Annotated in this window: 11 protein-coding genes; 5 read left to right on the top strand and 6 right to left on the bottom strand. The window is 69.7% G+C overall.

The genetic code is table 11. The features are described 5' to 3' along the window. Positions 1 to 41: 41 nt before the first annotated feature. The 4 genes from gyrB to dnaA form a co-directional block, all read right to left on the bottom strand. Positions 42 to 2531 (bottom strand): DNA topoisomerase (ATP-hydrolyzing) subunit B, encoded by a 2490-nt coding sequence (gene gyrB / locus G545_RS14480; RefSeq protein WP_052106728.1) that lies wholly within the window; start codon positions 2529 to 2531, stop codon positions 42 to 44. 143 nt (positions 2532 to 2674) lie between these two features. Next, the gene (recF, locus tag G545_RS0110925) at positions 2675 to 3775 is read right to left on the bottom strand and encodes a DNA replication/repair protein RecF (protein WP_027070417.1); all 1101 of its coding nucleotides are present in this window, start codon (positions 3773 to 3775) and stop codon (positions 2675 to 2677) included. A gap of 85 nt (positions 3776 to 3860) precedes the next feature. Next, the gene (dnaN, locus tag G545_RS0110920) at positions 3861 to 4961 is read right to left on the bottom strand and encodes a DNA polymerase III subunit beta (protein WP_027070416.1); all 1101 of its coding nucleotides are present in this window, start codon (positions 4959 to 4961) and stop codon (positions 3861 to 3863) included. Positions 4962 to 5194: 233 nt separating this feature from the next. Then, complete coding sequence (gene dnaA, locus G545_RS0110915; RefSeq protein WP_027070415.1) at positions 5195 to 6538, bottom strand: chromosomal replication initiator protein DnaA; 1344 nt, start codon at positions 6536 to 6538, stop codon at positions 5195 to 5197. Positions 6539 to 6753: 215 nt separating this feature from the next. On the opposite strand from dnaA, the gene rpmH reads away from it, so the two are divergent. From rpmH to G545_RS0110890, 5 genes are all read left to right on the top strand, one after another. After that, the gene (gene rpmH / locus G545_RS0110910) at positions 6754 to 6894 is read left to right on the top strand and encodes a 50S ribosomal protein L34 (protein WP_027070414.1); all 141 of its coding nucleotides are present in this window, start codon (positions 6754 to 6756) and stop codon (positions 6892 to 6894) included. A 47-nt stretch (positions 6895 to 6941) separates the two neighbouring features. Then, entirely contained in the window at positions 6942 to 7406 is a 465-nt protein-coding gene (rnpA, locus tag G545_RS0110905) for a ribonuclease P protein component (RefSeq protein WP_027070413.1), read from the top strand. Further along, the gene (gene yidC, locus G545_RS0110900; RefSeq protein WP_027070412.1) at positions 7403 to 9124 is read left to right on the top strand and encodes a membrane protein insertase YidC; all 1722 of its coding nucleotides are present in this window, start codon (positions 7403 to 7405) and stop codon (positions 9122 to 9124) included. Before rnpA ends, yidC begins: the two co-directional genes overlap by 4 nt. An 86-nt stretch (positions 9125 to 9210) precedes the next feature. Further along, positions 9211 to 10563, top strand: coding sequence for a tRNA uridine-5-carboxymethylaminomethyl(34) synthesis GTPase MnmE (mnmE, locus tag G545_RS0110895; RefSeq protein ID WP_027070411.1), 1353 nt, complete (start codon positions 9211 to 9213; stop codon positions 10561 to 10563). 109 nt (positions 10564 to 10672) lie between these two features. After that, positions 10673 to 11749 (top strand): TonB family protein, encoded by a 1077-nt coding sequence (locus G545_RS0110890; RefSeq protein WP_052347320.1) that lies wholly within the window; start codon positions 10673 to 10675, stop codon positions 11747 to 11749. 88 nt (positions 11750 to 11837) lie between these two features. Here G545_RS0110890 and G545_RS0110885 read toward each other — a convergent pair whose 3' ends face one another. Together G545_RS0110885 and G545_RS0110880 are read right to left on the bottom strand one after the other, a co-directional pair. Then, on the bottom strand, positions 11838 to 13037 hold the full coding sequence (locus G545_RS0110885; protein WP_036137326.1) for an ABC transporter permease: 1200 nt from the start codon (positions 13035 to 13037) through the stop codon (positions 11838 to 11840). Beyond that, complete coding sequence (locus tag G545_RS0110880) at positions 13034 to 13780, bottom strand: ABC transporter ATP-binding protein (RefSeq protein WP_027070408.1); 747 nt, start codon at positions 13778 to 13780, stop codon at positions 13034 to 13036. Before G545_RS0110880 ends, G545_RS0110885 begins: the two co-directional genes overlap by 4 nt. Between the last annotated feature and the right edge of the window lies 1 nt (position 13781).

The raw sequence follows: 13781 nt of genomic DNA, 5'->3' as shown, positions 1-13781 counted from the left end.
TGTAGCCGCCCGACCATGAATGGGCCGTCAAGCCTCCCGGCTCAGTAGTCCAGGTTGGCCGCCTTGAGCGCGTTGTCCTCGATGAATTCCCGGCGCGGCTCCACCACGTCGCCCATCAGGGTGCTGAAGATCTGGTCGGCCGCGACCGCGTCCTCGATCCGCACCTGCAGCAGGCGGCGGGTCTCCGGATTGACGGTGGTCTCCCACAGCTGCTCGGGGTTCATCTCGCCCAGGCCCTTGAAGCGCTGGATCTGGCGGCCCTTCTTGGCCTCCTCGAGCAGCCAGGCATAGGCTTCGGCGAAGCTGCCGATCTCCTGGGTGCGGTTGCCGCGCGAGATCGTGGCGCCCTCGCGTACCAGCCCGTGCAGCTGCGCTGCCGCCTCGCGCAGCGGGCGCAGCTCGCCGGACTCGAAGGCGGCCAGCGGGATCACCTGCAGCAGCTCCTCGCCCATGTGGCGCCGGCGCACCACCAGGGCCGGCGGGTGCGATTCGTTCGCCGGCTGCAGGTCGAGCGCGTAGCGCGGCCGCCCCAGGCCGGACCGGTTGACGCGCTTTTCCAGGGCATCGAGCTCGTGCCGCTCGTCGATGTTCCCGGCCAGGTGCTCGGCATCCAGCGGCGTGAAGTCGATCAGCGCCTCCAGCACCGCCGGGTCATAGCGGTGGGTGTTGCGGGCGATCGTCTCGCGTGCGCCGGCGAAGGCCAGCAGCAGGCGCTCCAGTGCCGCGCCGGATACCGGCGGCTCGCCTTCGGCTGGTACCAGCGCCGCACCCTCGATGGCGTTGTTGGCCAGGTAGGCGTTCAGCGCCGCGTCGTCCTTCAGGTACAGCTCGGTCTTGCCCTGCTTGACCTTGTACAGCGGCGGCAGGCCGATGAAGACGTGGCCGCGCTCGATCAGCTCCGGCATCTGCCGGTAGAAGAACGTCAGCAGCAGGGTACGGATGTGGCTTCCGTCCACGTCCGCGTCGGTCATGATGATGATGCTGTGGTAGCGCAGCTTGTCGGGGTTGTACTCGTCGCGCCCGATGCCGGTGCCCAGCGCAGTGATCAGCGTGCCGACCTCGGCCGAGGACAGCATCCGGTCGAAGCGTGCGCGCTCGACGTTGAGGATCTTGCCGCGCAGCGGCAGCACCGCCTGGTTCTTGCGGTTGCGGCCCTGCTTGGCCGAACCGCCTGCCGAGTCACCCTCGACGATGAACAGCTCCGACAGCGCCGGATCCTTCTCCTGGCAGTCCGCCAACTTGCCTGGCAGGCCCGCCACGTCCAGGGCACCCTTGCGCCGGGTCAGGTCGCGTGCCTTGCGGGCCGCCTCGCGGGCGCGGGCGGCGTCGACCACCTTCTCTGCGATCGCACGCGCTTCGTTCGGGTGTTCTTCCAGGAACTCCTGTAAACGTGCGCCGAACTGGCTCTCAACTACCGGCTTCACGTCCGAGCTGACCAGCTTCTCCTTGGTCTGGCTCGAGAAGCTCGGGTCCGGCACCTTCACCGACAGGACGGCGATCATCCCCTCGCGCATGTCATCGCCGGAGAGGTTGATCTTGGCCTGCTTGGCGAGGCCGTTCGCATCGATGTAGTTGGACAGGGTGCGCGTCAGGGCTGCGCGGAAGCCCGCCAGATGGGTACCGCCGTCCTTCTGCGGGATGTTGTTGGTGTAGCAGAACATGGTCTCCTGATAGGAGTCCGTCCACTGCAGCGCCACCTCCACCGTGATCCCGTTCTGCTCGCCGGTCAGGGCAATGACCGTGGGGTGCAGCGGGGTCTTCAGGTGCGCCAGGTGCTCGACGAAGGAGCGGATGCCACCCTCGTACTGGAATACGTCGCGGCGGCCCTCGCCGCGCTCGTCCACCAGGGCGATCCGGACGCCCGAGTTGAGGAAGGAGAGCTCGCGCAGGCGGCGGGCCAGGATCTCGTACTGGAACTCGGTATCGCTGAAGACGCTGGCCGCCGGGCGGAAGCGCAGGACGGTGCCCCGGCGCTCGGCCGCCTCCCGCTTTTCCAGCGGGTACAGCGGCTCGCCCATCGAGTATTCCTGCTGGTAGTGGAAGCCGTCGCGCCAGATGTCCAGCCACAGGTGCTCCGACAGCGCATTCACCACCGAGACGCCGACGCCGTGCAGGCCGCCCGACACCTTGTAGCTGTTGTCGTCGAACTTGCCGCCGGCATGCAGCACGGTGAGGATCACCTCCGCGGCCGACACCCCCTCCTCCTTGTGGATGTCGACGGGGATGCCGCGGCCGTTGTCGGCGACGCTGACCGAGCCGTCTTCCAGGAGGGTCACGATGATCTCGTCGGCATGGCCGGCCAGCGCCTCGTCGACCGAGTTGTCGACGACCTCGAAGACCATGTGGTGCAGGCCGGTGCCGTCGTGGACGTCGCCGATGTACATGCCCGGTCGCTTGCGCACCGCCTCCAGGCCACGCAGCACGGTGATCCGGCTGGAATCGTAGGCCTGGTTGCCCGCGTCCTGCGGGGTGTCCGCGGCAGCGTCCTGTGCCGGCTGGGAGGGGTCGACGTGCTCGGTGCTCTCGGTCATGCGTCATCCGGTCCCCGGCAGCGCGCGCACCCGGGATCGGGTGGGCAGCCGGAATCAGTGGGATCAAGCGGCCAAGTATACCAGCCGCCCCCCTCCCGCTTGGCCGAATGAGCTTCCAGGACGCCCCGTATACGGGCCCGCGGTCAGCTTCCGGCCAAGCCCACGCGGCCCTGTTCCACGTGGAACAGGACGTAGCCGGCTCCCTGCGGGGTGCCGGCGGGAGGCTCGGTTCCGGTGACGAATACCTGCGCTCCGCTTCCGACGAGAAACTCGAGCACGCGCGCCTGGTGCCGGCGATCCAGCTCCGAAGGCAGGTCGTCCAGCGCCACCACCGGCCACTGCCCAAGAACGGAAGCATGGTGTCCTGCCTGCGCGAGCAGCGCGGACAGGGCCACCAGCTTGGTCTGCCCGCGCGAAAGCGCATCCCGCCCGGGCAGCGCGCCGTAGCCGATCCGCCAATCCGCCCGGTGCGGGCCGACGGAAGTGAAGCCCGCCTGCAGGTCGCGGTCGCGTGCCAGCAACAGCGCGTCCGCCAGGCTGCACTCGCTTTCGCGCCAGCCCGCCAGGTACTCGACCGAGAGCTGCCCTACAGCAGGCACCAGATCCGAAGCGAGCTCCGCGAGCCGCGGCGCCAGGGATGCCAGGTGTTCACGGCGGAAATCGGAGAGCCGTTCTCCGAACCGGGCGAGCTCAAGCTCCCAGGGAGCAAGTTCGTCGGCACCCACGCGGCGCTTCAACAAGGCGTTGCGTTGCTTGAGCGCCCGGGTGTACCGGCGCCATACCGGCATGAACTCCTGTTCCACGTGGAACAGACCCCAATCCAGATAGCGCCGCCGATGTTCCGCTGCCCCGCTGATCAGAGCGTGGCTTCCGGGATCGAAGGAAACAACCGCGAACGCACTGCAGATGTCGCCGATGCGGTCGACCACCTGCCCATCCAGCTTTCCCGTCCACGCAGTTCCGGAATGACGTAGTCCGGCCTGTCGGACGGCGGCACCGTGCGGCAGTTCCCCGATTTCAGTCCACTGGGCAAACACCTCCAGCGCCTCAGCACCCTCGCGAACCAGTCCCTCGCGCACCCGGCCGCGGAAGCTCCTTCCGTGTCCAAGCAGATGCAGGGCCTCCAGGACGCTGGTCTTCCCGGCACCGTTGTCGCCGACCAGCACATTCAGGCCCGGACCAGGCGCGAGGCTCACTTCCTCAAAGCGCCGCAGGTTGCGGATATCCAGTCGTGTCACGTGCATCGCAGGCTCCCCGGCTGTGCCCACAAAGCATCACGCCCGGACAAGCCGGGCGTGAGGACAACTCCTTGTTCCACGTGGAACACGATCACAGGCGCAGCGGCATCACCACGTGGCGGCAGCGCTCATTGCTCGCTTCGCGCACGAGCGCGGAGGAATTCGCATCACGCATCGCCAGGATCACCTGCTCCTCCTTCAGGGCGGTCAGCGCATCCAGCAGGTAGTTGACGTTGAACCCGACGGACAACCCGTCGACCCGGGTCTCGGCCTCGATCTCCTCCTGGGCCTCTTCCTGCTCCGGGTTATGCGCGCTGATCTTCAGCTGCCCCGGGGACACCTCGATGCGCACGCCGCGGTACTTCTCGTTGGAAAGGATTGCCGCACGCTGCAGCGACGCACGCAGCACCTCGCGGTCAACCGTGACCTGCTGGTCGGCGCCGATCGGCACCACGGCCTCGTAATCCGGGAAGCGCCCGTCAATGAGCTTGCTGGTGAACGTGACGTCGTTGCGCTTCACCCGCAGGTGGCCGCGGCCCATCTCCAGCCCGACCTCGCGGTCCCCGCCTTCGAGCAGGCGCTGCAGCTCGGTCACGCCCTTGCGCGGGACGATGATCTGGCGCTTGGCCTGGACCCCGCCTTCGTATTCGGCCTCGCACAGCGCCAGCCGGTGCCCGTCCGTCGCCACGCAGCGAAGGTTGCCCTCGCGCAGGTCAAACAGCAGGCCGTTGAGGTAGTACCGGACATCCTGCTGGGCCATCGCGAAGGACGTGCGCTCGATCAGCTCCTTCAACGTGGACTCGGGAACGGTCACCCGCTCGGTGGCCTCCACTTCGTCGATCGAAGGGAAGTCATTGGCCGGCAGCGTCGCCAGGGTGAAGCGCGAGCGCCCGGCCTGGACCGTGACCTTTTCCGCGCTCTGGCTGACCGTCACCCGGCTGCCATCCGGGAGGGCCCGGATGATGTCGAAGAGCTTCCGCGCGGGGATGGTGGTCTCTCCGTCCCCGGCGTCCTCCACCGCGACCCGGGCGACCATCTCGACTTCCAGGTCGGTACCCGTCAGCGCCAGTTGCCCGTCGCCGACCTGTACCAGGAGGTTGGCCAGCACCGGGAGGGTCTGGCGACGTTCGACCACGTTGACGACCTGCGCCAACGGCTTGAGAAACACTTCGCGTTGCAGGCTGAAACGCATTCGGTCCTTCCCCTATGCCCAGTACTAAGAGAGTGTATAAATCAAAAGCTTGGAGGCGGTGGAGCGGTCGAAACCGCGGGAAAACTCAGCTAACTGTATGTTGTTGCAGGGTTTTTCAGGCCCTAAAACCCCGGTAGAACCGGGGGCGTTGCCGGGGTACAAGCTGTGGACAACTTTCGGGGTCCGTCCCCCGGTCAGACTTGTCCACAGCTTGTGAGCATGGCTCCGGCAACTTATTCACTGAGCTTCCGGATCAGCTTGTCCCAGTCCTCGCGCAGCTTGCCGTCGGTCTCGCTGAGCTTGCGGATCTGCCTGCAGGCGTGCAGTACCGTGGTGTGGTCGCGCCCCGCGAAGGCATCCCCGATCTCGGGCAGGCTGTGCTCGGTCAATTCCTTCGTCAGCGCCATCGCCACCTGCCGCGGGCGGGCCAGCGAACGGGTGCGGCGCTTGGACAGCAAGTCCTTGACCTGCAAGCCGTAGTAGTCTGCCACGGTCTTCTGGATGTTGGTGATGCTGACCGCGTGCTGCTGGGCCCGCAGCAGGTCGCGCAGCGTCTCCTGGGCGAAGTCGGTGGTGATGGTCTTGCCCGTGAAGTTTGCGCGCGCGGTCAGGGTGTTCAGCGCCCCCTCCAGGTCGCGCACGTTGCTGCGCATCTTCTTGGCCAGCAGGAAGGCGACCTCCTCGGGGATCCTGGCGCCACGCTCGGCCGCCTTGGACAGGACGATCTGGGCGCGGGTCTCGAAGTCCGGCGGCTCGATCGCCACACTCAGGCCCCAGGCGAGCCGGGACTTCAGCCGCGGCTCCAGGCCTTCCACCTCGCGCGGGTAGCGGTCGCAGGTCAGGATGATCTGCTGGCGGCTGTCGAACAGCGCATTGAAGGTGTGGAAGAACTCTTCCTGGGTGCGGTCCTTGCCGGCGAAGAACTGGATGTCGTCGATCAGCAGTGCGTCCACCCGCTGGAACTGGCGCTTGAACGCATCCATGTTCTTCTCCTGCAGCGCCCGCATCATCGCGCTGAAGAACTGGTCGCTGCGCAGGTACATGACCCGGGTGCCGGGCACGTTGCTGCGCATCAGGTTGCCGGCCGCGAACATCAGGTGGGTCTTGCCCAGACCGGTGCCTCCGTACAGCAGCAGCGGGTTGTGGCCGCGGTCGCCGGGCTTGAGCGCGGCCTGCATCGCCGCCGCGCGCCCGAGCTGGTTGCTGCGGCCCTCGACGAAGTTGTCGAAGGTGTAGTGCGAGTCCAGGTTGCCATCGAATGGCTCGGAGGCCGCACCCTGGCGCTGCGGGGCACCGGCGGAAGGCGCGCTGGCCGCCGGCGCCGCCGGCGCCGCCGGGCGCCGCGGCAGCGATCCCACCTCGAGGCTGACCGTGCAGGGTCCGGCGAAGTGGGCCACCAGTTCGCCGATCCGGTCGAAGTAGCGTTCGCGCACGTGTTCGACGACGAAGGCGTTGGGTGCGTACAGCACCAGTGCACCATCGCGGGGACTGGCCTGCAGCGGCCGCAGCCAGGTGTGGACGTCCTCTACCGGGAGCTCGGCTTCGAGGCGTTCCAGGCAGCGGGACCAGGCGTCCAGGGTCGGGTTCGTGTCCACTAGGCGGATCGTTCGGGCGCGGGTCTTCGCCCACGCTGCAGGCAGCGCGGGCCGGTCAAGTGCGGGGACCCGGCAGACTACCACGCGGCCGGCCCAGCCGCGGCGGCTGAAGAGGCCGCCAGCCCAGGATTGACCTTGCGCCGCGCCGGGGCCTACACTTGCCGGTCTTTCTCCGCCGAAACCACGCGAGCCGCATCATGGCCACCAAGCGCACCTACCAGCCCAGCAATCTCAAGCGCAAGCGCGACCACGGTTTCCGTGCCCGCATGGCGACCGCCGACGGCCGCAAGATCCTCGCCCGCCGTCGCGCCAAGGGTCGCAAGCGCCTCAGCGCCTGACCGGGGTCGTGGACCAACGGCCGCCAGGGGCCGCCGTTGCCACGCCCATGACGACGGCCCGCTTCCCGCGCGAGGCGCGGGTCCGCACGCGCGCCGAGTACGACACGGTATTCAAGCACGGGCGACGCACCGCGTCGCCCGTGTTCGTGTTGCACCTGTACCGCCCCGCCGATGCCGCGCCGCCGCGACTCGGCCTGGCGGTGTCCCGCAAGGTCGATCCCCGGGCCGTCGGGCGCAACCGCATCAAGCGCGTGCTGCGCGAGACCTTCCGCGTCCAGCGACGCCATCTGGCGGCCGGTGACTACGTCGTGGTCGCCCGCCCGGCCGCCCGCGGGCTCGACAACGCCGCGCTCGTGCGCGCCCTGCTTGCGCTGCTGCAGCGCGCCGGCGCGTTGCCGGCCAACGGCCACGGCGGCACAATGCCGTCGCCGTCCGGCCCCGAGCCCATCCTTCCCACTGCATCCGCCCCGTCCCGCGACGGCGGCCGTGCCCGTTCGCCTGCCTGCCCATGAACCAGACCCGAGTTTTCCTGATCATCGCCTGGCTGATGGTGGCGACGCTGTTGTGGATGGAGTGGAACCGCGAGCAGATCGCACCGCCCACGCAGCCGCCGGTGGCCACCGGGAGCGAGGTGCCGCAGGGCGTCCCCGCTGCCCCGGCGGCGGACGGGAGCATTCCTTCCGCCCCGCAATCCTCGGCGGCGGCGATTCCGTCGGGGCAGCCGGCACGGGAACAGGCGGCCGCTGGCGTCACCGTGGTGACCGACGTGCTCGAGGTCGAGCTCGATGGCGGCGCCATGACCCGCGCCGACCTGCTGGCCTACCCCGCAAGCAACGAACCCGACAGCGATCCGGTACGCCTGTTCTCCAGCGCGCCGGGCGACTACTTCGTCGCCCAGAGCGGCTGGGTGAGCAACGACGGTGCCGCCCCGACCCACGAGGCGGCCTGGCAGCTGGACCGCGCGGCCTTGCCCGCCGGCGCGGATTTCCGCCTCGACGAGGGCGAGCAGCAACTGGTGGTTCCCTTCGTGTGGACCGGTCCGGACGGGCTGGTGATCCGCCGCAGCTTCACCTTCGAGCGCGGCCAGTACGTGGTGCAGGTGCGCGACGAGGTGGTCAATGGCGGCACGCAGCCGTGGCAGGGCTTCGTCTACCGCCAGCTGGCGCGGGTGCCGCGCGCGCTCGAGTCGAAGGGACCGATGAGCCCGGAGGGCTACAGCTTCCAGGGCGCGGCGTGGTACAGCCCCACCGACAAGTACGAGCGCCGTCCGTACGATGACTTCATCGACGATGGCCCGCTCAACAAGCCGGTCACCGGTGGCTGGATCGCCTTCCTGCAGCACCACTTCTTCGGCGCGTGGATTCCGGAGGCGGGGGATGCGACCACGTTCTCGCTGGCGACGCCGACGACCGACGGCGGCACCCGCTACCTGATCCGCGAGGTCGGGCCGGGCGTCAGCGTCGCCCCGGGTGGCACCGCACAGACCAGCGCCAGGCTGTGGGTGGGTCCGAAGCTTTCCGAGCAGATCCATGCCCAGGACGTGCCGGGGCTGGAGCGCGCGGTCGACTTCAGCCGCTTCAGCATCATGGCCACCCTGGCCGGCTGGCTGTTCTGGGTGCTGGAGAAGCTGTACGGCCTGCTCGGCAACTGGGGCTGGGCGATCGTCGGGCTGGTGGTGCTGCTGAAGATCGCCATGTACCCGCTGTCGGCCGCGCAGTACAAGTCGATGGCCAAGATGCGCCGCTTCCAGCCGCGCATCGCCCAGCTCAAGGAGCGCTACGGGGACGACAAGCAGAAGTTCCAGATGGCGATGATGGAGCTGTACAAGAAGGAGAAGATCAACCCGGTCGGCGGCTGCCTGCCGCTGCTGCTGCAGATGCCGGTGTTCCTCGCCCTGTTCTGGATGCTCTCCGAGTCGGCCGAGCTGCGCCACGCCCCGTGGATCCTGTGGATCGACGACCTGACCGCGCGCGACCCGTACTTCGTGCTGCCGGTCATCAACATGGTGCTGATGTGGGCGACCACCCAGCTCAACCCCACCCCGGGCATGGACCCGATGCAGAAGCGGATGATGCAGATCATGCCGCTGGTGTTCGGCGTCATGTTCGCCTTCTTCCCGGCCGGCCTGGTGCTGTACTGGGTGGTCAACGCCGGGCTGGGGCTGGTCCAGCAGTGGTGGATGATCAAGAAGCACGGCGACAAGCCCGCGGCGCCACCCGCCAAGGCCTGACCTGAAGGATCCGGAGCCCGCCAACTGGCGGGCTCCGCGCTTCCGGGCGGGTGCCGCAGTCCGCGCCTGCTGCGATCATGTGCCCCATGGCAGACCGAGACACCATCGCCGCGATCGCGACCGCCCCCGGCAGTGGGGGAGTGGGGATCATCCGCCTTTCCGGACCGGACGCCCGCCGCGTCGGCGAATCCATCACCGGTCGCCCACTGCGGCCGCGGCACGCCCACCACGCCACGTTTCGCGGTGGGCAGGGCGAGGTGCTGGACGATGGCATCGCGCTGTACTTCGCTGCGCCCGCAAGCTACACGGGCGAGGACGTAGTGGAGCTGCAGGGCCATGGCGGTCGGGCGGTGCTGCAGTCGGTGCTGTCGCGCTGCCTTGAACTGGGCGCCCGCATGGCCCGCCCGGGTGAGTTCAGTGAACGGGCCTTCCTGGAAGGCCGGCTCGACCTGGCCCAGGCCGAGGCGGTGGCCGACCTGATCGCCGCCGGCGACGCCCGGGCGGCGCGCGCCGCGCGACGGGCGCTGGACGGCGAGTTCTCGACCCGCGTCGAATCCATCGCCCAGGGCCTGCTCGAGGTCCGCGTCCATGTCGAAGCGGCGATCGACTTCGCCGACGAACCCCTCGACACCCTCGGCGGCGGGCCCCTGCGTTCGCGCATGGAGGAACTGGACCGCGGACTGGCGGCCCTCCTCGCCGCCGCCGAGCGGGGCAGGCGCCTTCGCGACGGGCTGCACGCCGTGATCGTGGGGCCGCCGAACGCCGGCAAGAGCTCGCTGCTGAATGCCCTCGCAGGGCGCGAGCGCGCGATCGTGACCGACGTGGCGGGCACCACCCGGGACCTGCTCCAGGAGCAGGTCCACGTGGAGGGGGTGGAACTCACCCTGGTCGACACCGCCGGGCTGCGCGAAGGCGGCGACGAGATCGAACGCGAAGGCATGCGCCGCGCCCGTGGCGAACTGGCACGCGCCGACCTCGCCCTGGTGGTGCTCGATGCCCGTGATCCGGAGTCCGGCATTGCCGCGGTGGTGGACTCGATCGAAGGGGTGCCGGCCACCCTGGTGGTCCACAACAAGGCGGACCTGCTACCGCGGCGGCCGGTGGACGCGGCGGCGGACGGGCCGGTCCTCGTGTCCGCGCGGAGCGGCGAGGGCCTGGACACGCTGCGCGCGGCGCTCGCCCGTGCGGTGACCGGGACCGAGGGCGTCGCGGCGGAGGCGGCCGGCGGCGAGTTCACCGCGCGGGCGCGTCACGTGGAGGCGCTGCGCGAGGCCGCTTCCGAGCTCGGCCAGGCGCGCCAGTGGCTCGCTTCCGAGCAGCTGGAGCTGGCCGCCGAGGCCCTGCGGCTCGCCCATGATGCGCTGGGGGCGATCACCGGCCGCGTCGACGCCGATACCCTGCTGGGGCACATCTTTTCCACCTTCTGCGTGGGGAAATGAGCGCCCGGTCGCGACTGGCGCCGCGCGAGACACTATGATCGGCGCATGCAGCCCTCCGGGAGGGGAGGGCGCGTGGGCCTGGTTCCAGGCCGAACAAGGGGGAAACACCATGAGCAACACCGATGCAAGGGTGCGCCGCGGCGCGCCGGGTACTCCGACGGGCACGTTCGCGCGGTTGGCACTGGCCGCGGCGCTGGGCCTCGCGCTGGGGGCGTGCGGCGGTTCCGACGGGCCGCAGGAACAAGCGACCGACGGGGAAACCGGCGACCCGGTGGCGACGGCCGATGGAGTGGGCGCGGTAGGCACCGGCGGGGCCGCGCCGCCCGCGGCAGGCACGGCCGCACCGGACGATGCCGCGGCGGCGATGGACATCGAGGAACTCCGCAAGGCGGCGCGGGAGGCCTATGCGGGCAACCGCCTGTATGCCCCGGCCGGCGACAACGCCGTCGAGTACTACCTCGCCCTGCGCGAGCGCCGGCCGGAGGACCCCTCCGCAGGAAGTGCGCTCACCGACCTGCTGCCGATGACGGTCATCGCAACCGAGCAGAGCCTGGTGCGGGAGGACTTCGAGGAAGGCAAGCGCCTGATCGCACTGCTCGAGCGCACCGATGCGTCCCATCCGGCACTCGACCGGCTGCGCCGCAGCGCGGAACGCGGCGAGCGTGAGCTGGCCGCGCGGCTCGCGCGCGAGCAGGTCACCGCCGAAGAGCAGGCACAGCGCCGTGCCGAGCTGGAGCGCCAGCGCCAGGCGGACCAGCAACGCGAGCAGGAAGAGGCCGCGCGCAGGCTGGCCGAGCAGCAGGCCGCCGAAGAGGAGGCGGCGCGGCAGGCGGCGGCGGAACAGGCCGGGCGCGAGGAAGCCGAGCGGCTCGCCGCCGAGCGCCGGCGGGAAGCGGCCCGCCAGCAGAGCCAGGCCGCGGTTGCCACGGCCGCGGACCTCAGGCCGCTGTCGATCCCGGCGCCGCAGTATCCCCGCGAGGCATTGCGTGCGGGGCGTGCCGGCGAGGTGGAGGTCGAGCTGACGGTGGGGATCGACGGCTCCGTGACCGCCGCCCGGGTGATCCGCGCCGACCCGGCGCGGGTGTTCGACAGGGCGGCGCTGGCGGCGGTGGAGCAGTGGCGCTTCCAGCCGATCGCCTCGCCGGTTACCGCCCGCCGCACGATCGCCTTCAACCCCGACCCGTAGGCCGGACGAACGGAGCGCCCGGGGAGGGCGCCGGATCACGCTCCCGCACGGAAGGGCCCGGCCGGAATCCAGCCGGGCCCTTGATGCATCAGGCCGAGATGGCCAGCTTCTCCCGGTGGTACAGCCGCGCTGCCAGCAGCCACAGCACCAGCCCGGTGGCGAGGCCGGCACCCAGGTAGATGCCCCACTGCGACAGGCTGATCGGGTCGTTGCGGACCAGGGCCGTGATCATCTGGTTCTGGGCCAGGAACGGCACCGCGTATTGCCAGGCCTCGTCCTTCAACGGGTTCACCATCAGGATCAGGGTCGGCACGATCGGGAGCAGTATCAGCACGCTCATGTAGCTCTGCGCCTCCTTCACCGACTTCACGCTGGCGGAGATCAGCGTCAGCAGCGTGGTGCCGATCAGGACCATCACCAGCAGGACCAGCAGCAGCTGCGCCATCACCGGCCAGCTCACGTCGACCTGGGCCATGACCCCGCCGGCGAACTGGAAGCTGATCTTGAAGGCCAGCAGGATCAGCAGCAGGCTGAGCATGCCGAAGGCACAGGCGGCGACGATCTTCCCGCTCATGATCGCGCTTCGCGAGGCCGGGGTGGCCAGCAGCGGCTCCAGCGACTGGCGCTCGCGCTCGCCGGCGGTGACGTCGACCACCAGGTAGGCGCCGCCCAGGAACGCCGACAGGATCAGCAGGTAGGGCAGAAACGCGGCCAGCAGCATGCCGCGACGGGCTTCCGGCGTGGCGATGTCACGCTGGGCGACCGTAACCGGGGTACCGATCACCGGACTGGTCCCGCGGGTCATGATCCGCAGCACGCCGACGGTGGCCCCGTATTCCTCGACGGCACTTCGGACGCGGCCCACCGGGATGTCGGAGTCGCGCCGGGAGCTGTCGTGGACCAGCTCCACCCGCGCGTTGCGGCTGCCGCGCCAGTCCTCGCCGAACTCCTCGCTGATCACCAGGACCACGTCGTGCTCCTGGTCGCGGACCACCGCCTCGGCATCGTCCGGGGGCGGCAGGACTTCGATGTTGCGGCTGCGCAGGTGGTTGACCAGGTTCGGCGCGCGGTCGGCGCCCACCACCGGCAGCTCCAGCGTGGACTCCAGCTGGGTGCGCATGCGGCTGTCGGCCATGCTGCCCATGCCGAGGATCAGCGCGGGCATCAGGATCGGGCCCATCAGCAGGCCCAGCATCACGGTGCGGCGGTCGCGGAACAGGTCGAGCAGTTCCTTGCGGGCCACGGCGAGCACCGTCGCCAGGCTCGTGGGTGTGCGCTTGGCGTTCATGCGTGGAGACCCTCCTCGGAACCGATCAGGCGGACGAAGGCGTCCTCCAGGTTCTGCGTCCCGGTGCGGGCGCGCAGTTCGTCCGGCGAGCCCTCGGCGCGGACCTCGCCGTTGGCGATCACCACGATGCGGTCACACAGCGCGGCGACCTCCTGCATGATGTGGCTGGAGAAGATGACGCAGCGGTTCTCGCGCCGCAGCTGCAGCAGGAACTCGCGCAGCCCGCGGGTGGTCATCACGTCCAGGCCGTTGGTCGGCTCGTCCAGGATCACGTTCTTGGGGTCGTGCACCAGCGCCCGCGCGATCGCGGTCTTGGTGCGCTGGCCCTGCGAGAAGCCCTCGGTGCGGCGGTCCAGGAAGTCGTGCATCTGCAGCGCCGAGGCCAGGGTCTCGGTGCGGCTGGCGATCGTCGCGTCGTCCAGTCCGTGCAGGCGGCCGAAGTAGGCGATGTTCTCGCGCGCGGTGAGCCGCTTGTACACGCCGCGGGCATCGGGCAGCACGCCCAGCCGCGCGCGCACCTCGGCGGCGTGCTCGCGGAAATCCAGGCCGTCCACGCGCACGCTGCCGCGGTCCGGGTTCATCAGGGTGTAGAGCATGCGCAGGGTGGTGGTCTTGCCGGCGCCGTTGGGGCCGAGCAGGCCGGTGATCTCGCCGTCGCGGGCGCTGAAGCCGACCCCGCGGACGGCGTGGACCGGTCCGGTGCGCGCCTTGAAGGTCTTGTGCAGGTCGTGGACCTCGATCATG

Origin of the sequence: Lysobacter defluvii IMMIB APB-9 = DSM 18482, from assembly GCF_000423325.1 — a bacterium.
Classification (GTDB): Bacteria; Pseudomonadota; Gammaproteobacteria; order Xanthomonadales; family Xanthomonadaceae; genus Novilysobacter; species Novilysobacter defluvii.
This window is presented reverse-complemented; position numbering and strand designations above follow the sequence as displayed.